The following is a 26476-nucleotide window of genomic DNA, read 5'->3' on the forward strand; positions in this document are numbered from 1 at the left end:
GTCACCGCCCATCGCGACTTGGGTGCAGGCTGAACGCAGGTCTCTCTCCGTGGGCCGAGCGGCATGGATGCCGCGAGAGCCGCCCCCCGCCATGGATGGCGGATGGCGGCGGGCCCACGGAGCGAGACCGGAGTGAAGGAACCCTGAGGAACGAAGGGCCTAACCAGGAGCAAGCACCCTTGGTTACTTGGGGTGCTTTTCCAAGTAACTCGCCGAAGGCGAAACAGTCTGCCCCCAGGCAGACGCCCTTGATCTTCTCTAAGCAGCACCACGCAATCGGGCGAGATTGAGTCTAAGGCGCGCGCGCGCCTTTGACGTACTCAACAAACCTGATCACCGCCGGGGCCTTTTCGTGGCGTCGGTGGATCAGCGACAACGACGAGCTCGGCTGGCAATCCTCAATCCGCCGATACACCACATTCGGCAGACGAATGTGATCCACCACCGACTCCGGCACCACCGCCACGCCCTGACCAAGACTCACCAGCGCAATCACCGACACCAGCCCGCCCGGCTGCGGACCCAGGGTCGGCGCGAAACCGCCGTGGGCCGCCACCTCCAGGGTGCCGGAAATCTGCTCAGGCAGGATGAACGTCTCGTTCTGCAGGTTCACCCCATGGATAACCTTCAGCTTGCACAGCCACGAACTGTCCTGCAGCGCGAGGGCAAACCCCTCCGTCAGCAACTGCACCGCGCTTACGGAATCGGGCAACTGCATGGGAGAGCGGATGAAACCCACGTCCAGCCGCCCCTCCTCTATGAGCCGCGGCAGCGTCGGCATCAGGTGCTCGTTGATGCTGAATTCGACGTCGGCGTAGCGCTCACGAAACTGGCTGACGTGGCGCTGCAGTACCCCGGAAAACACCGCTGAGGCGACGTAGCCCAACTCGATCCTGCCGGCCTCGCCACGGCCGGCGCGCTGGACGTTGTACTGCGCGGTTTCAAACTGACGCACCGCCAGTTCGGCCTCGATCTGCAGCGCGCGCCCCGCTTCCGTCAGCCTCACCTCCCGCTGTTCCCGCAAAAACAGTCGGGTGCCCAGCGCGTTCTCCAGGTCCTGAATCTGCCGTGTGAGCGTGGGCGGCGCGATGCCCAGTTGCTCGGCGGCGCGCGTGAAATGCCGATGGCGGGCAACGGCCAGAAAGTAGCGAAAATGACGGATTTCCATGGAGCGTTACCTGAGAGGTAATGAAAAAGCGGGGAGCGGGTAACAGAGCATAGGGCATATCCCCTTACTCTGTTCAGGTGACGAACCCTTTCATATCGACCTGCGTTAGTCAGCACCTAACAGCGTCCGGAGCCCCCATACATGTCTCGACCCAGCCCCCGCATGACCCTGCTCACGGCCTCCGGCGTGTGCGCGTTGATTGTGCTCGACACCAACATTGTCGCGGTCACCCTGCCGAGCATCGCGCGTGATCTGGGCGCAGGTTTTGCTGACATCGAATGGGTGGTCAGCGCCTACATGCTGGCCTTCGCCGCGCTGTTGCTGCCAGCGGGCAGCCTGGCCGATCGCTTTGGCCGCAAGCGCATGCTGATCACAGGGCTGGTGCTGTTCATCCTGGCATCGCTGGGTTGTGGCGCGGCGCCGGACATTCTGTTCCTCGACATTGCCCGGGCGATCAAGGGCGTGGGCGCGGCGCTGCTGCTCACCTCTGCTCTGGCGACCATCGGCCACTTTTTCCACGACGAAGCCGAGCGCGCCAAGGCCTGGGCGTTCTGGGGCGCGTGCATGGGTGTGGCCATGACCGCCGCCCCTACAATCGGCGGGTTGATTGCCGAGCTGATCGGCTGGCGCTGGATTTTCTACCTCAACCTGCCGGTGGGTATTGGGCTGCTGGTGATGGTCATGCGTAACATTCAAGAGTCACGCAACGAGCAGTCGGCGCGTCTCGATCCCTGGGGCAGTCTGTTTTTCAGCGCCAGCCTGCTGAGCCTGATCTGGGGCCTGATCGAAGCCAACCGAATCGGCTGGGACCACCCTCTCACGTCCATGCGCTTGGCAGCGGGGGCGGTGCTGCTCGTGCTGTTCGTCATCGCCGAGCGCCTGCAGCGTCGGCCGATGGTCGATTTGCAGCTTTTCAACTACCCGCGCTTCATCGGCGCCCTGCTCGGCATGTTCGCCTACGCCGGCTGCGCCCAGGTGATGATGACGTTGCTGCCGTTTTACCTGCAGAACGGCCTAGGCTTCAGCGCCATTGATTCGGGGCTGGGGATGCTGCCGTTCGCGTTCACCATGCTGCTGTTGCCGCGCTTCGGGCCGACGCTGTCACGGCACCTGTCGCCGGCCGCCATGATGGCGCTGGGCCTGACCCTTGTGGGCGTCGGCAACCTGCTGTGCGCCTGGGCCACCGGGATTGGCGGCTACCCGGCATTCGCCGCGGCGATGGCCGTGACTGGGGCGGGCGCAGGCTTGCTCAACGGTGACACGCAAAAAAACATCATGGCCTGCGTGCCCCGCGAACGCACCGGCATGGCGTCGGGAATGAGCACGACCATGCGGTTCAGCTCGATCATGCTGGCGATCGGCGTCTATGGCGCGCTGCTCGCCAGTCACACGCTCGGATCGCTGAAGGACACACTGGCGACCGCCTCGCCCCAACTCCTCGATCAGGCCGAGCACATCGCCTCACGGGTGGTGGCCGGGGACATGAACGCGGCGCTGCAAACCGTCGATGCAAGCGCGCGGGGAATGATTCAGCCGCTGGCCCGGGACGCCTTTGTCTCGGGCTTCGGCTCGGTGTTGTGGGTTGCGGGCCTGATCGCCCTGTTGGCCGCGGTGCTGGTGGGCACCTTGATGCGCAGACCCATTCCGCTGATGCACCTGAAAACCGCCTGATCGAGGCGACCGCTCAGGCGAAGCGTTAACGGGCTGCGAGGGCCCACACCCGGGCGATATCCCGCGCGCGGTCATGGAGCAAGGTCGCCGCGTTGGCGCAGGCGAACTCCAGCGTCATCGGCCCGCTGGTCACGGCGAAGGCGGCGCTGACGCCGTGGGCATACAGGTCGGCGTAGCCCTCCCCCAGTGTCCCGGCCAGCACGATCACCGGCACATTTTTGCGCTGAGCCATCCGGGCGACGCCGAAGGGGGTTTTGCCGCGCAGGGTCTGGGCGTCAAAACGGCCTTCTCCGGTGATCACCAGGTCGGCGCCCGCCAATGCGGCGGCCAAGCCGGTCAGGTCGGCCACCACTTCCACACCGGGGCGGAACGACGCGTTCAAATAGGCCTTGGCCGCGAAGCCCATGCCGCCTGCTGCGCCGCTTCCCGGATGTTCGCTCTCGTCCCGACCCAGTGTCTGAGCCGAGTGCTTGGCGAAATGCCCCAGCGCTGCGTCCAGCGCCAGCACCTGCTCAGGGGAGGCGCCCTTCTGCGGGCCGAAGATGTGCGACGCGCCTTGCACCCCGCACAGGGGATTGTTGACGTCGGCAGCGACCTCGAACTGCACACTGCTCAGGCGCGGGTCGAGCCCGGTCAGGTCGATACGCGCGAGTTGTGCCAGGGCCAGGCCACCGGGAGCGAGGGGCTGGTCGTCCCGGTCGAGGAAGCGCGCACCCAGCGCCGACAGCATGCCGGTGCCGGCATCATTGGTCGCGCTGCCGCCGATGGCCAGGATTACCCGCTCGGCGCCGGCATCCAGCGCGGCCTTGATCAGTTCGCCAGTGCCAAACGTGCTGGTGATGGTCGCGTCGCGCTGGTCCAGGCTTAACAGTTGCAGACCGCTGGCCATGGCCATTTCGATGATCGCCGTGCGCGTGTCCGCCAGCCAGCCCCACTGCGCCTGCACGGGCTGCGCAAGCGGTCCGCTGACCTGATTGCTCATCCACTCACCGTCGCACGCCGCCAAGACCGCTTCGATGGTGCCCTCCCCGCCATCGGCCATCGGGCACTCGACCAGTTCGGCGTCAGGCCAGACGTCGATGAGCCCGGCAGCGATGGCGTGGGCGACACTTTGGGCGCTGACGCTGTCTTTGAACGAGTCCGGGGCGATGACGATTTTCATGTTGTTCTCCTTGTCTGATGGCCGATCTTCGCACCCTGACGCGACTTTACCGCCTTACGCTTGCACAACAGGTGGCTCGCTCGGTTGTTCATACGAACAACGCTGCGACAGCGCCTTAGTTGACCACCATCTGCGCGCCGAGATAAAGGCGCAGCAGGTCCTCAGTCCGATAGGGATCGCAGCCGGTCAGTTCGGCGATTTTCTCCAGCCGGTAGCGCAGGCTGTTGCGATGGATGCCCAGTGCGTCAGCGCAGGCCTGGCTCTCGCCGCTGTAGTCGAACCAGGCGCGCAGGGTGTCGAGCAATTGCGGGTTATCGAGCAGGTGCTTGATCGGCTCGGCGATGCCTTCGGCCAACCAGTCGTGGCGGTTGCGCCAGAACAGCAGCGCGACGCGATGGCTGGCCAGTCGCAGCAGTTTTACGGTCGGCCGCAAGTGGCGCGCGTAATCGAGCAGGTCGCGGGCGGCGGTGCAGGCGGCGCGCAGGGAGGCCAGGTCCGCCGAGGGTTCGACGGTCGCCATGCGTTGCACGGGCCAGCCCTGTTCGTCGAAAAGCGCCAGCAGCAAGGCGTCGTCGCGGTCCTTGCCCACCGCGCGGCACCAGTAGATCAAACCTGGCTCGCACGGCAGGCACCAGCTGTTGGCGTAACGCCCCAACAGCCACGCACTCATCGCACCGGCATAGGTCGCGCCTTCAGGCAGTTCGAGCAACACGGCCTGGCGCGGCAACTGCGGCTGCAAACCCAGCTGTTCAGCTTCGGCGACCAGATGGGCAGCGCTGTCGCCGAGCAAGAGCCGCGACAGCAAATCTTCACTGCGCTGATGCCGCCATTGCTGATCGGCCTGCTGGCGTCGATGCTCCATGAGCATCTCGGCGGTCATCTTCACCAGCTCCGCGTAGACCCGCACATCATCCGGCTCGCCGGTGATGCCGAGCACGCCGATCAGTTTCTGATCCAGCATGAGCGGCAGATTCACCCCCGGGCGCACGCCGTCGAGCTGCCGGGCGGTGTGCGAATCGATCTCCACCACGCGGCTGTTGGCGAGGACCAGCTGCGCCCCTTCATGCCGTGTATACAACCGCTTGGCCTCGCCGCTACCAATGATGATCCCCAGGTAATCCATGACGTTGACGTTGCACGGCAAAATCGCCATCGTCCGGTCGACGATGTCCTGGGCCAGGGCGTGGTCAAGGGCGAACATGAGGGGTGTCTGCGCAGCAAAGGAGTTGAGGGTTCATACACATCAGGTCTTGTTTTTGTGGGTGGTGGGAGTCTGCCTGAATCTTGGTCCAGGCGCGATTGGCCCCTAGCATGGGATTTCAACTATAAGTAATATCCACGCCAGACTTATGGAAGTCTTATAAGGACGCCAAAGCATGGTTGATCGGATAACAACGATGAGCGCACCTACTAATAACATCCAGATCATCAACGGCCCCGACGGCAAACCCGCCTTCGTGGTCATCCCCTATGAAGAGTACGTCAGCCAGCACGGTGGGGAAGATCTGATCCCCCACGAAGTCGTCAGCCGGATTGTCGACGGCTCAACGCCAATTCGGGCGTGGCGCGAGTATCTGGATCTGACCCAGGAGCTTGTCGCCGGACGACTCGGTATCTCCCAACCCGCCTACGCCCAGCAGGAATCGGTGGCGCGTCCCCGCAAGCAGACTCGAGAAAGAATCGCCCAGGCGTTCGGCATCCGGCCCGATCAACTGGACATCTGAACACGCGAGAACTCAATTTGGCCCTGCACCGTCTCACCCTCCTCCTCTCCGCCCTGACCCTTCAGGCCTGCGCCTCCACCGAGGTGCCCCTGGGGCAGGCGAGTTTTGCCGAATATCGCCAGCAGACCATCGCCTGGATGGAACAGAACCGGACCTTTCAGACGCCTGATCACCCTACCGAGATCGAGTGGAATGCACCTCGGGAATGGCGGCCCAAAGCGCCAGCCACGCGGGGGATTTTGTTGGTCCATGGCCTCGGCGACTCGCCGTGGTCGTTCAATGACGTCGGCGAGGCGCTCGCGGCGCAGGGGTTTCTGGTGCGCACGGTGTTGCTGCCGGGGCATGGCAGCAAGCCGGCGGACATGCTGGATGTGACGCTCAGTCAGTGGCAGCAGGTGGTGCGCGAGCAGACGCAGCTTCTTGAGCGGGAGGTGCCGACGGTGTATCTGGGCGGGTTTTCGACAGGTGCGAATCTGGTGCTGGATTACGCCTACGAGCACCCGAATATCGCTGGCCTGGTGCTGTTCTCTCCGGCGTTTAAACCTGCGAACACCTACGCCTGGGTCACTCAATACATCGGCTGGCTTCGCCCCTGGCTGGCGAAACCGGATAATGGCGTGCGCCCGATGCAGACGCCGGTCCGCTACCTGAACGTGCCCACCAACGGTTTCGCCCAGTTCTACCGCAGCGCGCTGCTGGCGCAGAAGCACCTCGACAAAGGGGCCTACGACAAGCCGGTGTTCGTCGCCATTACCGAGCACGACTCGGTGCTGGATACCGGTTACGTGCTGGACAGCTTCAACGCGCGCTTCACCCATCCGCTCAGCCGGCTGATCTGGTACGGCAACGACCCGGCTGCGGCGCAGAAAAACCCGAAGGTGCGGGTGCGCAGCGATCTCCTGCCGGAATACCGCATCGCCCAGTTCTCGCACATGGGGTTGATGTTCTCACCTGCAAACCCGTTGTACGGGGTGAATGGCCGTCAGCGGATCTGCTGGAACGGCCAGTCATCCGCCGACATGCAGAAATGCCTGAATGGCGAGCCGGTGTGGTATTCGGATTGGGGCCATCGTGAACCGGGCAAAGCCTTCGCGCGGCTGACGTTCAATCCGTATTTCGAGTGGCAGTCGGGGGTGATGATGGAGGTTCTGGCGTCCCCATAGTGGGACCGGCTTCAGCCGGGAAGAGGCCAGTGAGAGCAACACACATTTCGCGGTGTGACACCCGACGCCTTCCCGGCTAAAGCCAGTCCTACAGGAAGACCGCGTTCAAATAGTGGGACCGGCTTCAGCCGGGAAGAGGCCAGTGAGAGCAACACACATCTCGCGGTGTGACACCCGACGCCTTCCCGGCTAAAGCCAGTCCCACTATTGGCCGCAGTCACTCTCACTTACTGCATTCCCATCAATCCCGCGCCATCACTCCACCGGCGCCAGGCGCTCCCGGCTATTGCTCAGGTGAGTCCACATTGCGGCGCGGGCGGCGTCGGGGTCCTGGCGGCGGATGGCGGCGAGGATGGCTTCGTGTTCGAGGTTGGCCAGATACGCACTGTGGGTGAGGCTCGCCCCGGCACGTTCGCTGGTGGCGATGCGGCTGCGCGGGATAACGGCGATGCCGAGGTTCTGCAGGATCTCCACGAAATACGGATTGCCGGTGGCCTCGGCGATCAGCAGATGAAAGCGTCGGTCCGCTTCGACGCAGCTGTCTTCCTTGGCCAGCAGGTCCTGATAATCATCCAGCGCGGCGCGCATCGCCGTTAGCTGTGATTGACTGCGGCGTTGCGCGGCCAGGGCGACGGCCTGGGTTTCCAGGCCCATGCGCAGTTCGATGATGTGCCGCACGCTGAACGCGGTTTCCACCTTCAGGTGCAGCCCGCTCTGCTCCGAACGCGCCAGCACGTAGGTGCCTTTGCCCTGATGGGTCTCGACCAGCCCGGACGCCTGCAATTTGGAAATCGCCTCGCGCACGACGGTGCGGCTCACGCCATGCTCGCGGACGATCTCGCTCTCCGACGGCAACTTCGCACCCGGCGCAATGGTGCCCATCAGGATCCGCTGACTCAGGTCGGTGACCAGGTCCGTCGCCAGGCTGTGCTGGCGACGCTTGGGTGGCAAGGGTCCGGTGCTGTTCAAATAAAGTCGTCCTATAAGTGCCGAAAAGAACGGCGGCCGCAGAGGCCTGCCATCCACTTGTATTTTCCTGACCACCCGCGCTCGATGCACGCACTCAGCCACTCGCCGGAAACTCATCGCGAAACGGCCAGGAACCCCGAAAACAGCGCCAAACAGCAGCGCCCAGCAACTCATTCCACTTGTCAGACAGGCGAGCCTAGCCCGACGAAATACTTCTTGCAACCCCCGTAAATCCGGTTGCCAAGGCCATCATTACTTGTATGATGACTGGCAACAAGGCTACACACCTTGTCACACACAACGTGCTTGACCACCCGCATAAAAATAATCAGTGGGAGTTACCAGAGTGAACACATCCTCAACACGGGCGGATGACGCCTCCGATTCCGTCCTGCAATCGGCGGTCTCGAAAGTCAAACGACACATCCTGCCGCTGTTCGTCATCATGTTCATCGTCAACTACATCGACCGGGTCAACATCGGCTTCGTGCGTAGTCACATGGAACATGACCTGGGTATCGGCGCGGCCGCCTACGGTTTCGGTGCCGGCCTGTTCTTCATCGCGTATGCGATGTTCGAAGTCCCCTCCAACATCCTTCTGCAGAAAGTCGGCGCGCGCATCTGGCTGACCCGCATCATGCTCACCTGGGGCATCGTCGCCGCCTGCATGGCGTTCATTCAGACCGAAACCCACTTCTACATCCTGCGCTTCCTGCTGGGCGTGGCCGAAGCCGGGTTCTTCCCGGGCGTGATCTACTACTTCACCCGCTGGTTGCCCGGCGTCGAGCGTGGCAAGGCCATCGCCATCTTCCTCAGCGGCTCGGCCTTCGCGTCGGTGATCTCCGGCCCGCTCTCCGGCCTGTTGCTGCAGATCGACGCGCTGGGCTACCACGGCTGGCAGTGGATGTACTTCATCGAAGGCATGTTCTCCGTCGGCCTGTGCTTCTTCGTCTGGTTCTGGCTCGACTCCAAACCCCACGACGCCAAATGGCTGACCGAGGCCGAGAAGGACGCGCTGGTCAACACCATCGACGCTGAACAGAAGGCTCGCGAAGCGGCCAACCCGGTCAAGCTGTCCATCGGCAAGCTGCTCAAGGACCCGCAGATCATCCTGTTCTGCCTGATGTACTTCTTCATCCAGCTGACCATCTACGCGGCGACGTTCTGGCTGCCGAGCATCATCAAGAAGATGGGCGACCTCACCGACTTCCAGGTCGGCCTGTTCAACTCGATCCCGTGGTTTATCGCCATCGTCTGCATGTACGGCTTCGCCTCGCTGTCGGCCAAGTGGAAGCACCAGCAAGCGTGGGTGGCCGTCGCGTTGTTGATCGCGGCAGCAGGGATGTTCATGTCGACCACGGGCGGTCCGGTGTTTGCCTTTGTTGCGATCTGCTTCGCGGCGATGGGCTTCAAGTCGGCGTCGTCGCTGTTCTGGCCGATCCCCCAGGGCTATCTGGATGCACGGATCGCCGCGGGGGTCATCGCGCTGATCAACTCCGTGGGCAACCTGGGCGGTTTCGTTGCGCCGACCACCTTCGGCATCCTCGAACAGCAGACCGGTTCGATCCAGGGCGGCCTGTATGGCCTGACTGTCACCTCGATCATCGCCGCGATTCTGGTGTTCACCGTGCGCACGACGCCCAAGCCCGGCGCGGTGCCGGTGGCCAAGGTCGACGTGACGCCCAGCCACACCTGAGTCAGGCGCTCCAAGCGCTGAACTCGACGTTCTGAACCTCTTAAAGAAAGCGCCACGCCGCGCTCGGTATTACCAAGGATTTAGCGATGAACACACAGACTTCCGGCAGCACCCCCGTCATCACCGACATGCAGGTCATTCCGGTGGCTGGCCACGATGACATGCTGCTCAACCTCAGCGGCGCCCACGGCCCGTATTTCACCCGTAACATCGTCATCCTCAAGGACAACGCCGGCAACACTGGCGTGGGTGAAATCCCCGGCGGCGAGAAAATCCGCCAGACCCTCGAAGACGCACGCACGTTGGTGGTCGGCAGCAGCATCGGCAACTACCAGAAGATCCTCAACGACGTGCGCCGCACCTTTGCCGAGCGCGATGCCGGCGGTCGCGGCCTGCAGACCTTCGACCTGCGCATCACCATCCACGCGGTGACCGGCATTGAAGCGGCGGTGCTGGATTTGCTAGGTCAGCACCTTGAAGTGCCGGTCGCCGCACTGCTCGGCGAAGGACAGCAGCGTGATGAAGTGAAGATGCTGGGCTACCTGTTTTACGTCGGTGACCAGACCAAAACCAACCTGCCCTATCGCACCGAAGCCGATGCTGACAATGCGTGGTTTCGCGTTCGTCACGAAGAAGCACTGACCCCGGACGCGGTGGTGCGTCTGGCCGAGGCGGCTTATGCGCAATACGGTTTCGAGGACTTCAAACTCAAGGGCGGCGTGCTCAGCGGCGATGCGGAAATCGAAGCCGTCACGGCACTGGCCGAACGCTTCCCGAAAGCGCGCATTACCCTCGACCCGAACGGCGCCTGGTCGCTGAAAGAAGCGGTGCGTCTGTGCCGCGATCAGCACAAAGTGCTGGCCTATGCCGAAGACCCGTGTGGCGCCGAGAACGGTTACTCGGGCCGCGAAGTCATGGCTGAATTCCGTCGCGCCACCGGCCTGCGCACCGCCACCAACATGATCGCCACCGACTGGCGCGAAATGGGTCATGCCATCCAGCTTCAATCGGTGGACATCCCCCTGGCCGACCCGCACTTCTGGACCATGCAGGGTTCGGTGCGCGTCGCGCAGATGTGCAACGAATGGGGCCTGACCTGGGGTTCGCACTCCAATAACCACTTCGATATTTCCCTGGCGATGTTCACCCACGCCGCCGCCGCTGCGCCGGGCAACATCACCGCCATCGACACCCACTGGATCTGGCAGGACGGCCAGCGCCTGACCAAGGCACCGCTGCAGATCATCGGCGGCAATGTGCAGGTGCCGAAGAAGCCCGGGCTGGGTGTGGAGATAGACATGGACCAGGTGGCCAAGGCCCACGAGCTGTACAAAGGCATGGGCCTTGGTGCGCGGGATGACAGCGTCGCCATGCAGTTCCTGGTGCCGAACTGGACGTTCAACAACAAGCAGCCGTGCCTGGTGCGCTGATCGACTGACCCGAGCCGGCCCCCCTGCGGCTGAACAGCGGCGACCGGACAGAATCACCTAAATTGCCAAATGGCGACCGGCGCGTAACCCCTTGCGCGCCGTTTTTCTTCATCATCTCCCATAGCGGCCGCGTGCTACTGTTTGCGCATCTCACTGCCGTGAAGTCCTCTATGTCCCGCCTTGCCAAGACCCACCCTCGCCTGACCATTGCCACCCTCGTCGGCGTCGCCGCCGGTATTGCAAGCGCGTTCATCGCCCCGGATATTTCAGTGATCAGCAAATGCCTGATCGGCTGGAACGTCGCCGGCTGGCTGTACATGGCGATGATCATGCGCCGCACCTTCAAATCCAGCGCGGATGACGTGCGCCGGGTCGCGGAAATCGAGGACGAGAACGCCGGCGTGGTCCTGTTCGTCGTCTGCGTGGCGGCGATTGCCAGCCTGGCGGCGATCATCCTGGAGCTGGCCGGCATTCAGGACATGAAGGACGCCGACAAAGCGCTGCATTACGCCTTCACCGGCTTCACCATCCTTGGCTCATGGCTGCTGATCGGCGTGGTCTTCAGCCTGCATTACGCCCGGGTGTTCTACACCTGGCGCGGCGACAAGCCGGCGCTGCGCTTTGCCGATGGCGAGGAGAACCCGGACTACTGGGATTTTCTGTATTTCTCCTTCACCTTGAGCGTCGCCGTGCAGACTTCCGACGTCGGCGTCGCCACCCGCGGCTTGCGCAAGGTAGTCCTGGCGCAGTCGCTGATCGGCTTTGTGTTCAACACCTCGATTCTGGGGTTCTCGATCAACATCGCGGCCGGGTTGTTTAACTGACATTTAGCGCAGGTACTGGCATTTTCGCGAGCAAGCTCGCTCCCACAGGATCCGGGTTGACTCGGGATCTGTGCCACGCCGGTCGCTCCCACAAAGAAGCCCATTCCAAGCGGTTTCGGGCTTCCAGAGCCGTGCAGGCAAGCGTACTGTGAGCGCCACAAAATCCAACATCGCTGCTGAACGAGGCCTCGCTCAATGACTCAGGATTCCGGGTTGAAGATTGCCGTACTCGACGACTGGCAATCGGTCGCTGAAAACGTTGTGGACTGGACCGTATTGAAGCCGATCGGCGAGGTCAGTTTTCTGCATGACTACCCGGCCGAAACTAATGCCATGGTCGCCCGCCTCAAGGACTTCCAGATCCTCTGCGTGATGCGCGAGCGCACGATTTTCGATGAAGCCCTGCTCAGTCAGCTACCCAACCTGAAACTGCTGGTCACCGGCGGCATGCGCAACGCGGCGCTGGACCTGAAGGCCGCCGCACGCCTGGGCATCACCGTGGTTGGCACCGACAGCTACAAGTACGCGGCGCCGGAACTGACCTGGGCGCTGATCATGGGCGTGACCCGCAACCTGGTCGCCGAAGCCAACTCCCTGCGCGCGGGCGACTGGCAGATCGGCATCGGCAGCGACCTGTATGGCAAGACCCTGGGCATCGTCGGCCTGGGCAGCATCGGCCAAAAGATCGCCCGCTACGGCAAGGCCTTCGACATGAAAGTCATTGCCTGGAGCGAGAACCTGACAGCCGAACGCGCCGCCGAGCATGGCGTGACGTACGTCAGCAAGCAGGCACTGTTCGAGCAAGCGGACGTGGTGTCGGTGAACCTGGTGCTCAGCGAGCGCAGTCGCGGGCTGGTGGATGCCGAGTCGCTGAAGCGCATGAAGCCGACGGCGTATCTGGTGAACACCGCCCGCGGGCCGATCGTCGACGAAGACGCGCTGGTCGAGGTGCTCAGGCAGAAGAAAATCGCCGGCGCCGCGCTGGACGTTTACAGCGTCGAGCCGTTGCCGGCCGATCATCCGTTCCGCACGCTGCCCAACGTCCTGGCCACGCCTCACGTGGGTTACGTCACTGAAAACAACTACCGGATGTTCTTCAGCCAGATGATCGAGGACATTCAGGCCTGGCACGCTGGCGCGCCGATCCGCGTGTTTGCCTGACCGCGCTCTTCACTCATCGCCTCAAGACCCAGCCTCAAGACTCACTGCATCAAGGACTCAGATGATGACCACGCCGCTTTCCCGATTGCCCTCCGACCCCCGCGCCGCGTTGCTGGTGATCGACATGCAATACGACTTCATGCCCGGCGGCGCGCTGGCCGTGGCCGAGGGCGATGCGCTGGTGCCGCTGATCAACCGCCTCGGCGCGCAGTTTCGCAATGTGGTCATGGCCCAAGACTGGCACCCGCGCGGGCATGTGTCGTTTGCGTCCAGCCATGCCGGTCGCGCGCCATTTGAAAGCATCACCCTGCCCTACGGCGCGCAGACGCTGTGGCCCGATCACTGCGTGCAAGGCAGCCACGGCGCTGCATTGCATGCGGATCTGAATATCACCCACGCGCAGTTGATCCTGCGCAAGGGCTGCAACGCCGGCATCGACAGCTATTCCGCGTTCGTCGAAGCCGACCGCACAACACGCACCGGGCTGGCCGGGTATCTGAGCGAGCGTGGTATCGACAGCGTGTTCGTGGTCGGTCTGGCGCTGGACTTCTGCGTGGCCTGGACCGCGCTGGACGCCCGGGCGGCTGGTTTCAACACCTGGGTGATCGCCGACGCGTGCAAGGCCATCGACCTGAACGGCTCGCTGGACCAGGCCTGGAAAGACATGGCCCTGGCGGGCGTCAACCGGATCGACAGCGCAGAGCTCACTGAATAAACACACAGCCCCCTGTGGGAGTGAGGTTGTTCACGAAGAGGCTGGGACATTCAGCCACTTTCTTTGGCGGCCGAAAGTCAGTCTTCGCGAGCAAGCTCGACTCCCACGGGATGGTGGTTCGGCCAGGGATTTCCGGTTGCTGCAAAACCTGTGGGAGTGAGCTTGCTCACGAAGAGGCCGGGACATTCAGCCACCTTCTCTGGCGGCTGAAAGTCAGTCTTCGCGAGCAAGCTCGACTCCCACGGGATAGTGGTTCGGCCAGGGATTTCCGGTTGCTGCAAAACCTGTGGGAGTGAGCTTGCTCACGAAGAGGCCGGGACATTCAGCCACTTTCTCCGGCGGCTGAAAGTCAGTCTTCGCGAGCAAGCTCGACTCCCACGGGATGGTGGTTCGGCCAGGGATTTCCGGTTGCTGCAAAACCTGCGGGGGTGGCCGGGGTGGCGCTCCCACAACAGGAGGTCTTAACCTTCTCCCAAGGCAAAGCGTTTCAACCCTTCCCCCTCCATCCGGTAACGCACCCACTCGTCCTGGGGCTCGGCGCCGATTGATTTGTAGAAGTTGATCGCCGGCTGGTTCCAGTCCAGCACGCTCCACTCCAGACGACCGCAGCCGCTGTCATGGGCGATCCGGGCCAGATGGCGCAGCAGTTTCTTGCCGGCACCGGCGCCCCGATGCGCAGCGGACACGTACAGATCCTCAAGGTACAGGCCCTTGCGGCCCAGCCAGGTGGAATAGCTCAGGAAGTACACTGCGAAACCAATGGGCTGGCCGTCCAGCAGGCAGATCAGCGCCTTGGCCGGCGAAGCTTCGTCGAACAGGCTGCGCTCAATGTCAGCGACGCTGGCCTTGACCTCGTGCTCGGCTTTTTCGTAGATCGCAAGCTCGGTGATAAAGCCCAGGATGACGGCGGCGTCGTCACGGGTGGCATCGCGGATGTGAAGGCTCAAAGGGGGGCTCCCGGGTCAGTGAAAAGGCTGCCGCCGTTGGCGAACGACGGGTGACGGATTGTGTCTCAAGCAGCAGCGCCGCGCAGCAAGCACGTGCACGCCAGCCGCCGCCTCCCTCGAACATCGAAAGCAGAATGCTCTGCCCAAGAGCACTGAATCATCCAAAGGATCGCCATGGAACACGAACCAGACGGCAAGACCCCCGGCCTCACGGCGGAAGAAGAACGCGACATCGACGAAAACCAGCCGCCCCGCGCTGCCGTCCTCCACGAAACGATCCGCATGCAGGGCGATCAGGAACTGGAGCGCAACGTCGCCGCGCTGTTCTGGTCGGCCCTCGCGGCCGGGCTGACCATGGGCCTGTCGCTGATGGCGATGGGCTTGTTGAACTCTCGCCTGCCCGATGCCGAAGGCTTCAAAGTTATCGCCAGCTTCGGCTACTGCGCAGGCTTTCTGGCGGTGATCCTCGCCCGTCAGCAGCTGTTCACCGAAAACACCCTGACCGCCGTGCTGCCGGTGATGAGCAAGCCGACGCTGAAAAACGTCGTCCGCCTGTTGCGGCTGTGGACCGTAGTGCTGGTAGGTAACCTGTGCGGCACGCTGCTGGTGGCCTACGTCATGCTGCACCTGCCGATCTTCGACACCAAGACCGACCAGGCTTTCCTCGAAATCGGCCGCAAGGTGATGGAGAACGACAGCGGGCAAATGTTCGCCAAAGGCATTATTTCCGGCTGGATGATCGCCACCATGGTGTGGATGATCCCGTCCATGGAATCGGCCAAGGTCGCCATCATCGTGATGATCACCTACCTGATGGCGCTGGGGGATTTCACCCACATCGTCGTTGGCTCCGCCGAGGTCTCGTATCTGGTGTTCGCCGGCGAGCTGCCGTGGAAGGATTTCTGGCTGACATTCGCAGGCCCGACGCTGGGTGGCAATATCATTGGCGGCAGCTTCATCTTCGCGTTGATCAGCCATGCGCAGATCCGCAGCGAAGGCGAAACGCCGGACAAGAAAGGCCAGAAGAAAGCGCTGGACGAAAAGCTGAAGCAAGAACTGCGTCAGCCCAAAGCTGAATCCGATCGGAAAGGCGCTTGAAGCGGTAGGAAATGTGACAGTGACCGTTGTGCCTGGGTCTGACACTGGTCATGTGGGGGTGACCGGTGTACCTGAGTCTGACACAGGTCATGTGGGAGTGAGCTTGCTCACGAAGGCGTCGGACCTGACAGTCAAGGGTCGCCTGATACAACGCACTCGCGAGCAAGGTGGAGCGCCACCCCGGTCGCTCCCACACTGATCGCTGACCTGTCAGGAATCGAGCGCCTGCCCACTCCCCCCGGCGCGCTGGCTAGCACCAAAACGCCCCTCATGCCCTTCTTAAATTATTTTTAAGAAATCCCGACTACGTTTAAAGGCAAAATGCAGCCTTCTGTCCTCTCACGTGGCCCTGATCTCACATGACGCGAATTCTGACAATCGAAGACGATGCCGTCACCGCGAAGGAAATCGTTGCCGAACTGAGCAGCCACGGCCTGCAGGTGGACTGGGTCGACAACGGTCGCGAGGGCCTGGTCCGCGCGGTCAGCGGCGATTACGACCTGATCACCCTCGATCGCATGCTGCCGGAAGTCGACGGTCTGGCGATTGTCACCACCATGCGCGCCCTGGGTATCGCCACGCCGATTCTGATGATCAGCGCGCTGTCCGATGTAGATGAGCGGGTGCGCGGGTTGCGCGCGGGTGGGGATGATTACCTGTCCAAACCCTTCGCCTCCGACGAAATGGCCGCCCGTGTGGAAGTCTTGCTGCGCCGCAGCAATCCGGGGACTCAGGCCGAGACCATGCTCAAGGTCGCCGACCTCGAACTCAATCTGATCACCCGTGAAGCCAGCCGCGCCGGGCAGCCGCTGAACCTGCTGCCCACCGAATACAAGCTGCTGGAATTCCTGATGCGCAACAGCGGGCAGATCATCACCCGCATGATGATTTTCGAAGAAGTCTGGGGTTATCACTTCGACCCCGGCACCAACCTGATCGACGTGCACATCGGTCGCTTGCGCAAGAAAATCGATCCCCCTACCCTGACGCCGCTGATACGTACCGTTCGAGGCTCAGGTTATGTCATTGCCGAACCCGTCTAAGGGCTGGCGCTCCTCCAGCAGCCGGCTGCTGGCGCTGTACAGTTTCCTGTTTGTGGCCTGGAGCAGCATCCTCATGGGGGTGCTGTACTGGGAAGTCACCAGTTACCTCAACACCCTCGCCCGCCACTCATTGATGCAGCGCCAGCAGTTGTTCTCGCGATTCGAAGGCGCGCAGCTGGACGATGCGTTACGCACCAGCGACAAATTCGACATGCGTTCGGTCGACGCCTACGGGCTGTTCGACAAGGACATGAATCCCATCAGTGGCCCGATCCAGAGCATTCCCGACGGCCTCAAGCTGACCGGGGAAATCCAGGAACTGGCCACCTGCATCGACTCCGACGACCCAGACCTGCCCAGCTCGGGCTGCGACGCCGTGGCGATTCACACGCTGGATGATCGCTGGCTGATTCTGGTGCGCGACAACGGTTCGCTGTTCGCCGTGACCACGCTGATTCTGCGCGCGCTGCTGTGGGGCATTTCGCTGACGATCATTCCGGGTATCGCTGGCTGGCACTTGCTGGGACGCCGGCCGCTGCAACGCATCCGGGCGATTCAGGCCAGCGCCGAGGCCATCGTCACCGGTGATCTGGCCCGCCGCCTGCCGGTGTCGGACCGCCGCGACGAGCTGGACATGCTCGCCGACATCGTCAACGCCATGCTCGACCGCATCGAGCGCCTGATGAACGAGGTCAAGGGCGTCTGCGACAACATCGCCCACGACCTGCGTACCCCGCTGACCCGGCTGCGCGCGCAGCTGTACCGGATTCAGCAGCAGTCGCCGGAAGATTCGGCGCTGGGCGAGCAAATGGCCCAGGTGATCGCCGACGCCGACACGCTGATGGCGCGCTTTCGCGGGCTGCTGCGGATTTCAGAGCTGGAAGATCACCAGCGGCGTTCGGCGTTCGGTCAGCTCGATCCCCAACCGCTGTTGCAGGAGTTGCACGATTTTTACCTGCCGCTGGCCGAAGAAGGCCGCGTCTCTCTGCAGCTGAAAGTCGCCGAGCACCTGCCGCCGCTGGTGGGTGACCGCGCGCTGCTGTTCGAGGCGCTGTCGAACCTGCTGAGCAACTCGATCAAGTTCACCCCGCCGGGCGGGCAAGTCCTGCTCATCGCCCGCGCCGAAGGGGAAACCACCTTCATCGAAGTTCAGGACACCGGCCCCGGCATCCCCGATGCCGAACGCGAAGCGGTATTCAAGCGTTTCTACCGCAGCGAGAACGGCAATCAGCAAAGCGGCTTCGGCCTGGGGCTGTCGATCGTCGCTGCGATCGTGAATCTGCACGGCTTTAAACTGCGCATCGGCAGCAGCCCGTCCGGGGGCGCGAGTCTGGTGCTGGAATGCCGACGGGTGCTGGCGTTGGGGTGAAGGGGTGGGGCTTTGGGCTGCAAGCTGCAAGCTGCAAGCTGCAAGCTGCAAGCAAAATCGACAAAGCCGCCTCAAGGGCGGCTTTGTTATTGGGGGGCGTTACATTTTCCGGGCTTGCTCGATGATCTTTTCCTGCCGCGCCCAGGCTTTCTCCATGACCTCCAGATAAACCCGTTCCTTCTCCTCGAAGGTGGCGTTGCGGACGAAGTCGGAAAGGGTCCTTTTCAGTTTTGGTAAAGGCTTGTCAGGCGAACTCATTTCAATCCCTCGTGTGCATTCAGCATCCTGAGTAGTGACGCTGGATCGTAGTTTTCAGGGATGTGGTCGTCAACACGCTGAACATTTTCCTGATACAACCGACTCCCGCCCTTGTCATTTTTGAGAAGCACATCAACGGTGACCGCATGACCGAACTCGCTTTTGAGGCGGTTTACTGCGTCCCTTGCGCTGAAGTATTGCCTGACAAATTCGCTTAGAGGGATGTTGCGCCCCTCGACTTGCTCTCTTGCGGTGACGAATATCCAGGCCAGTGCAGGGTCCTGATACACGTAGATGATGAGCACAAATCTTCCGCGCCCAACGGACCTACGGATGTTCCGCGCGACAATATCGAAATTCGCTGACGTCCCATCCAGTAGAAATGACTGCTTTTGCTTCAGTGCCTGGTCGTGAAGTTTCTCGACCAGCACTGAAACCGCATGTTGAAAAAGGTAGGCATTTCCACCTGTATACGTCGGAATCTCTGCCCTCAGAAGATCAGGGTCAATCCGCACGGTAGAAGACTCGAATCTGTTCATGAATTCGATGGATGTCTCCGTCTTTCCTGCACCCGGGGATCCCGCCATGAAGATTGAGACGGGACAGTCATCAGGCACGTAAACCAATGGATCCGTCAGCCTCCTCGCAATCTCCTTCCTGTTCGCCTTGGCAAAAACAACAGCCTCTTCTGATATCCGTCGATCATCCGTATCCACAGTCACCCATCCTTTTATGAAGTCGCGACAGTCCAGCGCCGCGCAGTATTCACGGGCGCTTCGACTGCGCCTATCCGACGTCACAAAACGAAACAGGCCGCGCTGGTGAGCATTCACGGATGTGGATTCGTGCACACTGCCACGCAGGAAACACGAATCCTGTGGGAGCGAGCTTGCTCGCGAATAGGCCGGTAAAGCCGCTCATTATCCGGCAGCCGGAATGCCGTCTTCGTGAGCAAGCTCACACATGGATCAGGTGTGCCGCGTGACAGTGCGCGACATCACCCGAACCACAAAGCAGTCTTCCCATCACCCCGGCATGCACGTGAAGTCCACGCTGTGCCCAAGCGAACTACCTTTCGCATCTTCAAGTTTCACCCGGTATTCCTCGCCCAGGCTGGACTCCACCAGCTTGTAATGCTCACCCGCCTGAAACTGGCCGTATTGGATGCCGGTCTCGCAGTTCATCTCACCGTTGTCGCCGCTGCGCTCCACGATCAGGTTGACGTCGAGGGTGTGGGCGCCGGGTTTGACTTCGAAGAAGCGCCCGTCATTCAGGCGCTTGCCATCCAGGGCCTCGGCCATCAGCACGTCGGCGGGCTGTTCCTGCAAGCTGATCCACGCCTCGCTCGGGTCGGCTTTGGGCATGGGACCGGCGCAGGCGGAGAGCAACACGACCAGACTGAACATAGGAACCAGCAATAACGATTTGGCTTTCATGGCACGACCTCGGCAGTTGAAAAAAACCCTGATGTGCAGGGTGGAATGTCGAGGGGCGCAGGGTGCGTTGGCCGCGGATGAACAACAAATGAATCCAGCATGAAAGCAACCTGCTCGCCGCACTAACGTTTTGTTCATCTGGCTGAAAGCCGCGTGTTAGGTACGTCCACCAACACTGCGCCCATTCGAAATGGGAGGTTTCCGGCATGCTCGGGCTGGTCAGGACTGCATTGCTAAAGCCGTACACGTTTATCGTGCTGGCGATTTTCATCTGTATTGTCGGGCCGATGGCGGCCGTCAAAACGCCCACTGATGTGTTTCCGGACATCGGCATTCCGGTGGTCGCGGTGGTCTGGCAATACGCCGGGCTGTCGCCGGATGCCATGGCCGGTCGGGTGATCTACACCTACGAGCGCTCGCTGAGCACCACGGTCAACGACATCGAACACATCGAGTCGCAGTCGCTGCCCGGCATGGGCATCGTCAAGATTTTCTTCCAGCCGGGCGTGGATATCCGCACCGCCAACGCGCAAGTGACCGCGGTCTCACAGACCGTGCTCAAGCAAATGCCGGCGGGCATCACACCGCCGCTGATCCTCAACTACAGCGCCTCGACCGTGCCGATCCTGCAGATGGCCTTTTCCAGCCCGACGCTGTCGGAAGCGAAGATTCGCGACCTGGTGCAGAACAGCGTCCGCCTGCCGCTGAGTGCGGTGCCGGGGCTGGCGATGCCGACGCCCATGGGCGGCAAGCAGCGGCAGATCACCCTGGACCTCGACCCGCAGGCGCTGGCCGCCAAAGGCCTGTCCGCGCAAGACGTCGGCAACGCGTTGGCCGCCGGCAACCAGATCATTCCGGTGGGCACGGCGAAGATGGGCGGCGACGAATACACCGTGCTGCTCAACAACAGCCCCAAGGCCATCGACGAACTCAATGACCTGCCGATCAAGACCGTCGACGGCGCGCTGATCACCATCGGCCAGGTGGCCCACGTGCGCGACGGTTCGCCGCCGCAGACCAACATCGTGCGCGTTGACGGCCGTCGCGCCGTGCTGATGCCGGCGCTGAAGAACGGCAATATCTCGACCCTGTCCATCGTCGACAACATCCGCAACATGCTGCCGCTGATCAACGAGACGCTGCCGCCAGCGCTGAAAACCTCGCTGCTGGGCGACGCCTCGGTGTTCGTCAAAGCGTCGGTGGGGAGTGTGGCCCGCGAAGGCATCATTGCCGCCTTGCTGACCAGCGTGATGATCCTGCTGTTCCTCGGCAGTTGGCGCTCGACGCTGATTATCGCGGCGTCGATTCCCCTGGCCGTGCTCTCGGCCATCGCGCTGCTTTCCGTGACCGGACAAACCTTGAACGTGATGACCCTCGGCGGCTTGGCGCTGGCCGTGGGGATCCTGGTGGACGACGCAACGGTAACCATCGAGAACATCAACTGGCACCTGGAACAGGGCAAGGCGGTGAAGGACGCGATCATGGATGGCGCGCGGCAGATCGTCGGCCCCGCGTTCGTGTCGCTGCTGTGCATCTGCATCGTCTTCGTGCCGATGTTCATGCTGCAAGGGATCGCCGGTTATTTGTTCCGGCCCATGGCGCTGGCGGTGATCTTCGCCATGGCCAGCTCGTTCCTGCTGTCGCGCACCCTGGTGCCGACCCTGGCGATGTTTCTGCTCAAAACCCACGTGCTGGAAGCCGGCCCGGGCCATCACCCGGAAGACCCGTTCATCAATCACCACGAAGGTGATCAGCATGGTCGGCAGCGCAACCTGATCCTGCGTAGCGCGCTGACCTTTCAGCAGGGTTTCGAGGCACGTTTCTCAGCGATCCGCGACACCTACCACGGCCTGCTGGGCCTGGCGCTGAAGCGGCGCAAGTCATTCCTCATGGGCTTTCTCGCCTGCGTGCTCGCCAGTTTTGCGCTGCTGCCGAGCCTGGGCGAAGACTTCTTCCCCGCCACCGACGCCGGCGCGCTGTCGATGCACGTGCGCCTGCCGCTGGGCACGCGCATCGAGGAAAGCGCGGCGGCGTTCGACCGCATCGAGCAGCGCATCCGCGAGATCATCCCGGCCGATGAACTGGACACGGTGATCGACAACATCGGCATCCCCCTGAGCGGCATCGACATGGCCTACAGCAGCAGCGGCACCATCGGGCCGCAGGATGGCGACATTCAGGTCACCCTCAAGGCCGATCACGCGCCAACCGCCGATTACGTCAAACGTCTGCGCGAAGCCCTGCCGCAAAGCTTCCCCGGCAGCCAGTTCGCCTTCATGCCCGCCGACATCAGCAGCCAGATCCTCAACTTCGGCGCACCCGCGCCGCTGGACCTGAAAATCTCCGGCCCCAACGGCGACGCCAACCGCGCCTACGCACTGGAACTGCAGCGCCGTTTGCAGCATGTGCCGGGCATCGCCGACCTGCGCATCCAGCAATCCACCGGTTACCCGTCGTTGCAGGTGAACGTTGATCGGCTGCGCGCCAAGCAACTGGGGATCACCGAAAAAGACGTGACCACCAGCCTCGGCGCTTCCCTGGCCGGCACCTCCCAGGTGGCGCCGACGTACTGGCTGAACCCGAAAAACGGCGTCTCCTATTCAGTGGTCGCGGCGACGCCGCAGTACCGTCTCGACAGCCTGCCGAGCCTCGAAGCCCTGCCGATTACCGGCAGCAACGGGCAGTCGCAGATCCTCGGCGGCCTGGCGACCATCAGCCGCGTCGACAGCCCGGCGGTGGTCACCCACTACAACATTCAGCCGACCCTGGACCTGTTCGCCAACGTGCAGGGCCGCGACCTCGGCGGAGTGGCGGCGGACATCCAGAAGGTCATCGACGACACCGCGCACCTGCGGCCCAAAGGCGCGACGGTCAGCCTGCACGGCCAGATCGACGCGTTGCATGAAGCCTTCAGCGGCCTGAGCCTGGGGCTGCTTGGCGCCGTGGTGCTGATCTACTTGCTGATCGTGGTCAACTTTCAATCGTGGATCGACCCGTTCGTGATCATCACCGCCCTCCCCGCCGCGCTGGCCGGCATTGTCTGGATGCTGTTCCTCAGCGGCACGTCGCTGTCGGTCCCGGCGCTGACCGGGGCGATCCTCTGCATGGGCGTGGCCACGGCCAACTCGATTCTGGTGGTGAGTTTCTGCCGCGAGCGTCTGGCCGAACACGGCGATGCCCTGCTCGCCGCAATGGAGGCTGGCTACACGCGCTTCCGCCCGGTGTGCATGACCGCGCTGGCGATGATCATCGGCATGCTACCGCTGGCGATTTCCCAGGAACAGAACGCGCCGCTCGGCCGTGCGGTGATCGGCGGCCTGATCCTCGCCACCACCGCGACCCTGCTGTTCGTGCCGGTGGTCTTCAGCCTCGTCCACCGCCACTCAACACCCTTGCCTGCGAATGCCCTTGATGGAGAAACACCCCATGTCGTCTGAACACGCCCCTTCGCGCAAGCGCCTGATGTTGCTCGGCATTGGCGGCCTGACCCTGGCGGCGCTGCTGGTCGCCAATGGCCTCGCCGCACGCACCCGCGAGGCACACGCCGTCGACGCCTGGACCGAGCGGCAATCGGTGCCCGTTGTCAGCGTTGTCGTGCCGACCCAAAGCGCCCAAGGCAACACCTTGCGCCTGCCCGCGCGCCTCGAGGCCTGGAGCAATGCGGCGATCAACGCGCGGGTCAGCGGTTACCTGAAAGACTGGGACGCCGACATCGGTAGCCATGTGCAGGCCGGTCAGGTACTGGCCCACATCGACAGCCCCGAGCTCGACCAGCAACTGGCTCAGGCGCGGGCGCGTCTGGCCCAGCAACACGCCAACGCGCGCATTGCCCAGACCACGGCGGCACGCTGGCAGCACCTGCTGACCACCCACTCGGTGTCGCAACAGGAAGTGGATGAAAAAGTCTCCACCGCCACGGCTGCCAATGCCGATGTGCAGGCGGCAGACGCCGACTATCAACGGATCGTGGCGCTGGAGGAATACAAGACCATTCGCGCGCCATTCAGTGGGACCGTGACCGCGCGCAACACCGACATCGGTCAGTTAATCAAAGCCGATGACGGCGGCGCTCGCCCGCTGTTCAGCCTCGCCGACACCCATCGCGTGCGGCTGTACGTGCCGATCCCGCAGAACTACGCCAGCGTGGTCCGCCCCGGCATGCGGGTGCAACTGAGCGTGCCCGAGCATCCGGGGCAGACCTACACCGCCACGTTGCTCGGGGATTCCACGGCGGTGGATCCGCGTTCCGGCACCCTGCTGGCCCAGTTCATCGCTGACAACCCGGACGGCGCGCTGATGCCCGGCGACTACGCCGACGCCACGCTGCCGGTAAACAGCGCCAGCGGCGGGCTGAGCATTCCGGCCAGCGCGCTGATCTTCCGCGCCAAAGGCACTCAGGTTGCCACCCTCGATGGCGCCGGCCATGTGCACCTGCGCGACATCCACATCGCGATGGATCTGGGGGACCGGCTGATTATCGATCAAGGCCTCAAACCGGCCGATCACGTCATCGATAACCCGCCCGATGCGCTGCGGGAGAACGATGCCGTGCAACTGGCCGACGCCGGAGGTGACCATGCGCACAAGGCTTGAAGCGCTGGCGCTGGCCATCGCCGTGACGCTGCAGGGCTGTTCGCTCGCACCGGTTTATCAGGCGCCGGCGGTTCAACTGCCCGCGCATTTCGCCGAGGACGCCGGCCCCTGGCACCCGGCGCAGCCTGCCGATACGGTGCAAGCTCAATGGTGGAAAGCGTTCGAGGACGCGCAACTGGATGACCTGCAACAACGGCTGCTCCATGCCAACCCGGATTTGACGGCCGCGCTGGCGCATTACGACGCCGCGCTGGCGTATGCGGGTCAGTTGCACGCGGGCCTGATGCCTCAGGTCAACGCCAGCCTGAGCCCGGTTCGTCAGCGGCAGTCGGATCGACGGCCACTGCGCAGCGGCACGCAGCCCTCGATCTACAACAGTGACACCGCCGGGTTCAGCCTGAATTTCGATCCGGACCTGTGGGGCAAGATCCGCAACCAGGTGGCGGCCGGCGACGCCCAGGCCCAAGCCTCGGCGGACGATCTGGCGGTCGCGCGCCTGAGCCTGCAGCGCCAGTTGGCGACGCTGTATGTGCAGGTGCGCGGGCTGGACGCGCAGAGCCGCATCCTGCAGACCTCGCTGGACGATTACACCCAGGCCCTGCAACTGACCCGCGATCGCTACGAGGGCAAGATCGCGTCGGCACTGGACCTGACCCGTGCGCAAAGCCAGCTCGCCGAAGCCCGTGCGCAACTCGATGACGTCAACGCCCAGCGCGACCTCGGCGAACACGCCATCGCCGAACTGGTGGGCGCGATGCCCGGAGACGTTCATCTGGCCCAGAACGCGCAAGCGCTGAAACTGCCCGGCATCCCCCACGCCTTGCCCGGCAGCCTGTTGCAACAACGCCCCGACGTCGCCGCCGCAGAGCGCCGCGTGTTCGCCGCCAACGCCAACATCGGCGTGGCGAAAGCGGCGTGGTACCCGGACTTCAGCCTGACTGGCCTGCTCGGCGGGCAAACCCAGGGCAGCGGCAATCTGCTGGCGGCAGCCAATCGTTACTGGGCGCTGGGGCCGCTGGTCGACCTGCCGATTTTCGACGGCGGCCGCCGCAGCGCCAACGAGCGGCAAGCCAAGGCCGAATTCGAAGAAGCCGCCGCGCAGTACCACAGCCAGGTGCTCAAAGCGGTGCGCGAGGTGGAAGACAATCTGGGTCAGTTGCGCGATCTGCAGCGCGAATCCGAGGACCAGCACGCGGCCGTCGACGCCGCACAAAACGCCGAACAGATGGCGATGAGCAGCTACCAGGCCGGGGCCGCGAGCTATCTGGACGTGGTGACCGCGCAGACCGCAGTGCTTCAGGCACAACGGCGTTTGCAGGTGGTTGAGACCAGCAGATTGCAGGCCAGTGTCGGACTGATGGCGGCGTTGGGTGGGGGGTGGAAAAGCGGGTGAGTTTGTCGGCGCCGGCGCTGATCTTCCCGCTGAAAGATCCCGGGACACGTGGGAGTGACCGGGGTTGGCTTCGCCTTGTTCACCAAGAAGCCTGGGCATTCGGCCGCTTCCTCTGGTGGCTGAAAGTGAGCCTTCGCCAGCAAGCTCGACTCCCACGGGATGGTGGTTCGCCTCGGAATCTCAGGTTGCTGCAAAACTTGTGGGAGTGAGCTTGCTCACGAAGAGGCCAGTACATTGAGCCACCTTCTTTGGGCCTGAAAGTCAGTCTTCGCGAGCAAGCTCGACTCCCACGGGATGGTGGTTCGGCTCGATATTTCGGCCAGTTCGGGGGACCTGTGGGAGTGAGCTTGCTCACGAAGGGGCCTGGACATTCAGCCACTTTTTCTGGTGACTGAAAGTAAGTCTTCGCGAGCAAGCTCGACTCCCACGGGATGGTGGTGCGCCTCGGAATCTCAGGTTGCTGCAAAACTTGTGGGAGTGAGCTTGCTCACGAAGGGGCCGGGGCATTCAGTCACCTTCTTTGGGCCTGAAAGTCAGTCTTCGCGAGCAAGCTCGACTCCCACGGGATGGTGGTGCGCATCGGAATCTCAGGTTGCTGCAAAACTTGTGGGAGTGAGCTTGCTCACGAAGGGGCCGGAACATTCAGCCACTTACTC

22 protein-coding genes are annotated in these 26476 nt (G+C 62.9%); 14 read left to right on the plus strand and 8 right to left on the minus strand.

All coding sequences use genetic code 11. The features are described from left to right. Positions 1–292: 292 nt before the first annotated feature. On the minus strand, positions 293–1168 hold the full coding sequence (locus IFT47_RS08695) for a LysR family transcriptional regulator (RefSeq protein ID WP_192172354.1): 876 nt from the start codon (positions 1166–1168) through the stop codon (positions 293–295). Positions 1169–1309: 141 nt separating this feature from the next. On the opposite strand from IFT47_RS08695, the gene IFT47_RS08700 reads away from it, so the two are divergent. Beyond that, the gene (locus tag IFT47_RS08700) at positions 1310–2839 is read left to right on the plus strand and encodes an MFS transporter (protein ID WP_192172353.1); all 1530 of its coding nucleotides are present in this window, start codon (positions 1310–1312) and stop codon (positions 2837–2839) included. A gap of 25 nt (positions 2840–2864) precedes the next feature. Here IFT47_RS08700 and IFT47_RS08705 read toward each other — a convergent pair whose 3' ends face one another. Together IFT47_RS08705 and IFT47_RS08710 are read right to left on the minus strand one after the other, a co-directional pair. After that, a complete protein-coding gene (locus IFT47_RS08705; protein WP_192172352.1) occupies positions 2865–4001 on the minus strand; it encodes a glycerate kinase in 1137 nt (378 codons plus the stop codon). A 115-nt stretch (positions 4002–4116) separates the two neighbouring features. Beyond that, entirely contained in the window at positions 4117–5202 is a 1086-nt protein-coding gene (locus IFT47_RS08710) for a CdaR family transcriptional regulator (RefSeq protein ID WP_192172351.1), read from the minus strand. 196 nt (positions 5203–5398) lie between these two features. Between IFT47_RS08710 and IFT47_RS08715 the strand changes: the two genes are divergently transcribed. Further along, a complete protein-coding gene (locus IFT47_RS08715; RefSeq protein WP_192172350.1) occupies positions 5399–5725 on the plus strand; it encodes a helix-turn-helix domain-containing protein in 327 nt (108 codons plus the stop codon). Positions 5726–5742: 17 nt separating this feature from the next. After that, a complete protein-coding gene (locus IFT47_RS08720; protein WP_192172349.1) occupies positions 5743–6888 on the plus strand; it encodes an alpha/beta fold hydrolase in 1146 nt (381 codons plus the stop codon). A gap of 255 nt (positions 6889–7143) precedes the next feature. Here the strand turns inward: IFT47_RS08720 and IFT47_RS08725 are convergent, their stop codons facing one another. Beyond that, entirely contained in the window at positions 7144–7857 is a 714-nt protein-coding gene (locus IFT47_RS08725; protein ID WP_244655909.1) for a FadR/GntR family transcriptional regulator, read from the minus strand. A 346-nt stretch (positions 7858–8203) separates the two neighbouring features. On the opposite strand from IFT47_RS08725, the gene IFT47_RS08730 reads away from it, so the two are divergent. The 5 genes from IFT47_RS08730 (at position 8204) to pncA (ending at position 13683) form a co-directional block, all read left to right on the plus strand. Next, positions 8204–9553, plus strand: coding sequence for an MFS transporter (locus IFT47_RS08730; RefSeq protein WP_192172347.1), 1350 nt, complete (start codon positions 8204–8206; stop codon positions 9551–9553). Positions 9554–9639: 86 nt separating this feature from the next. Beyond that, positions 9640–10983, plus strand: a complete 1344-nt coding sequence (gene gudD, locus IFT47_RS08735; protein ID WP_192172346.1) for a glucarate dehydratase — start codon at positions 9640–9642, stop codon at positions 10981–10983. Positions 10984–11153: 170 nt separating this feature from the next. Further along, positions 11154–11807: a DUF1345 domain-containing protein gene (locus IFT47_RS08740; RefSeq protein WP_192172345.1), complete on the plus strand. Its 654-nt coding sequence runs from the start codon at positions 11154–11156 to the stop codon at positions 11805–11807. A 195-nt stretch (positions 11808–12002) separates the two neighbouring features. Next, positions 12003–12968, plus strand: coding sequence for a D-2-hydroxyacid dehydrogenase family protein (locus IFT47_RS08745; RefSeq protein WP_192172344.1), 966 nt, complete (start codon positions 12003–12005; stop codon positions 12966–12968). Positions 12969–13032: 64 nt separating this feature from the next. Beyond that, positions 13033–13683, plus strand: a complete 651-nt coding sequence (pncA, locus tag IFT47_RS08750; protein ID WP_192172343.1) for a bifunctional nicotinamidase/pyrazinamidase — start codon at positions 13033–13035, stop codon at positions 13681–13683. Positions 13684–14144: 461 nt separating this feature from the next. Here the strand turns inward: pncA and IFT47_RS08755 are convergent, their stop codons facing one another. Then, complete coding sequence (locus IFT47_RS08755; RefSeq protein WP_192172342.1) at positions 14145–14630, minus strand: GNAT family N-acetyltransferase; 486 nt, start codon at positions 14628–14630, stop codon at positions 14145–14147. 174 nt (positions 14631–14804) lie between these two features. Between IFT47_RS08755 and IFT47_RS08760 the strand changes: the two genes are divergently transcribed. The 3 genes from IFT47_RS08760 to IFT47_RS08770 all read left to right on the plus strand — a co-directional run bounded on the left by IFT47_RS08760 (position 14805) and on the right by IFT47_RS08770 (position 18140). Beyond that, positions 14805–15728 carry a formate/nitrite transporter family protein gene (locus IFT47_RS08760; protein WP_192172341.1) on the plus strand — a complete coding sequence of 308 codons (924 nt, stop codon included), beginning with the start codon at positions 14805–14807 and terminating at the stop codon, positions 15726–15728. A 359-nt stretch (positions 15729–16087) separates the two neighbouring features. Further along, complete coding sequence (locus IFT47_RS08765; protein WP_062387311.1) at positions 16088–16771, plus strand: response regulator transcription factor; 684 nt, start codon at positions 16088–16090, stop codon at positions 16769–16771. Beyond that, positions 16749–18140: a sensor histidine kinase gene (locus IFT47_RS08770; protein ID WP_192172340.1), complete on the plus strand. Its 1392-nt coding sequence runs from the start codon at positions 16749–16751 to the stop codon at positions 18138–18140. Before IFT47_RS08765 ends, IFT47_RS08770 begins: the two co-directional genes overlap by 23 nt. A 99-nt stretch (positions 18141–18239) precedes the next feature. Here IFT47_RS08770 and IFT47_RS08775 read toward each other — a convergent pair whose 3' ends face one another. From IFT47_RS08775 to IFT47_RS08785, 3 genes are all read right to left on the minus strand, one after another. Beyond that, on the minus strand, positions 18240–18398 hold the full coding sequence (locus IFT47_RS08775) for a hypothetical protein (protein WP_192172339.1): 159 nt from the start codon (positions 18396–18398) through the stop codon (positions 18240–18242). Beyond that, positions 18395–19114 carry a zeta toxin family protein gene (locus IFT47_RS08780; RefSeq protein WP_342345367.1) on the minus strand — a complete coding sequence of 240 codons (720 nt, stop codon included), beginning with the start codon at positions 19112–19114 and terminating at the stop codon, positions 18395–18397. Before IFT47_RS08780 ends, IFT47_RS08775 begins: the two co-directional genes overlap by 4 nt. Positions 19115–19423: 309 nt before the next feature. Next, positions 19424–19834 (minus strand): PA0061/PA0062 family lipoprotein, encoded by a 411-nt coding sequence (locus IFT47_RS08785; protein WP_192172338.1) that lies wholly within the window; start codon positions 19832–19834, stop codon positions 19424–19426. Positions 19835–20040: 206 nt separating this feature from the next. Here IFT47_RS08785 and IFT47_RS08790 point away from each other — a divergent pair, with 206 nt between their 5' ends. From IFT47_RS08790 to IFT47_RS08800, 3 genes are read left to right on the plus strand one after another with little or no spacing between them, the layout of a single operon-like run. After that, on the plus strand, positions 20041–23271 hold the full coding sequence (locus tag IFT47_RS08790) for an efflux RND transporter permease subunit (protein ID WP_192172337.1): 3231 nt from the start codon (positions 20041–20043) through the stop codon (positions 23269–23271). After that, entirely contained in the window at positions 23261–24427 is a 1167-nt protein-coding gene (locus IFT47_RS08795) for an efflux RND transporter periplasmic adaptor subunit (protein ID WP_192172336.1), read from the plus strand. Before IFT47_RS08790 ends, IFT47_RS08795 begins: the two co-directional genes overlap by 11 nt. After that, positions 24411–25820 carry an efflux transporter outer membrane subunit gene (locus IFT47_RS08800; RefSeq protein WP_192172335.1) on the plus strand — a complete coding sequence of 470 codons (1410 nt, stop codon included), beginning with the start codon at positions 24411–24413 and terminating at the stop codon, positions 25818–25820. Before IFT47_RS08795 ends, IFT47_RS08800 begins: the two co-directional genes overlap by 17 nt. The last annotated feature ends 656 nt before the right edge of the window (positions 25821–26476 follow it).

Origin of the sequence: Pseudomonas sp. CFBP 13711, assembly GCF_014842265.1 — a bacterium.
GTDB lineage: Bacteria > Pseudomonadota > Gammaproteobacteria > Pseudomonadales > Pseudomonadaceae > Aquipseudomonas.

Bases quoted from the DNA above. Each gene is read 5' to 3' on its own strand.
- IFT47_RS08695 (WP_192172354.1), bottom strand. From the start codon at position 1,168: ATGGAAATCCGTCATTTTCGCTACTTTCTGGCCGTTGCCCGCCATCGG.
- IFT47_RS08700 (WP_192172353.1), top strand. From the start codon at position 1,310: ATGTCTCGACCCAGCCCCCGCATGACCCTGCTCACGGCCTCCGGCGTG.
- IFT47_RS08705 (WP_192172352.1), bottom strand. From the start codon at position 4,001: ATGAAAATCGTCATCGCCCCGGACTCGTTCAAAGACAGCGTCAGCGCC.
- IFT47_RS08710 (WP_192172351.1), bottom strand. From the start codon at position 5,202: ATGTTCGCCCTTGACCACGCCCTGGCCCAGGACATCGTCGACCGGACG.
- IFT47_RS08715 (WP_192172350.1), top strand. From the start codon at position 5,399: ATGAGCGCACCTACTAATAACATCCAGATCATCAACGGCCCCGACGGC.
- gudD (WP_192172346.1), top strand. From the start codon at position 9,640: ATGAACACACAGACTTCCGGCAGCACCCCCGTCATCACCGACATGCAG.
- IFT47_RS08740 (WP_192172345.1), top strand. From the start codon at position 11,154: ATGTCCCGCCTTGCCAAGACCCACCCTCGCCTGACCATTGCCACCCTC.
- IFT47_RS08745 (WP_192172344.1), top strand. From the start codon at position 12,003: ATGACTCAGGATTCCGGGTTGAAGATTGCCGTACTCGACGACTGGCAA.
- pncA (WP_192172343.1), top strand. From the start codon at position 13,033: ATGACCACGCCGCTTTCCCGATTGCCCTCCGACCCCCGCGCCGCGTTG.
- IFT47_RS08760 (WP_192172341.1), top strand. From the start codon at position 14,805: ATGGAACACGAACCAGACGGCAAGACCCCCGGCCTCACGGCGGAAGAA.
- IFT47_RS08765 (WP_062387311.1), top strand. From the start codon at position 16,088: ATGACGCGAATTCTGACAATCGAAGACGATGCCGTCACCGCGAAGGAA.
- IFT47_RS08770 (WP_192172340.1), top strand. From the start codon at position 16,749: ATGTCATTGCCGAACCCGTCTAAGGGCTGGCGCTCCTCCAGCAGCCGG.
- IFT47_RS08775 (WP_192172339.1), bottom strand. From the start codon at position 18,398: ATGAGTTCGCCTGACAAGCCTTTACCAAAACTGAAAAGGACCCTTTCC.
- IFT47_RS08785 (WP_192172338.1), bottom strand. From the start codon at position 19,834: ATGAAAGCCAAATCGTTATTGCTGGTTCCTATGTTCAGTCTGGTCGTG.
- IFT47_RS08790 (WP_192172337.1), top strand. From the start codon at position 20,041: ATGCTCGGGCTGGTCAGGACTGCATTGCTAAAGCCGTACACGTTTATC.
- IFT47_RS08795 (WP_192172336.1), top strand. From the start codon at position 23,261: ATGTCGTCTGAACACGCCCCTTCGCGCAAGCGCCTGATGTTGCTCGGC.
- IFT47_RS08800 (WP_192172335.1), top strand. From the start codon at position 24,411: ATGCGCACAAGGCTTGAAGCGCTGGCGCTGGCCATCGCCGTGACGCTG.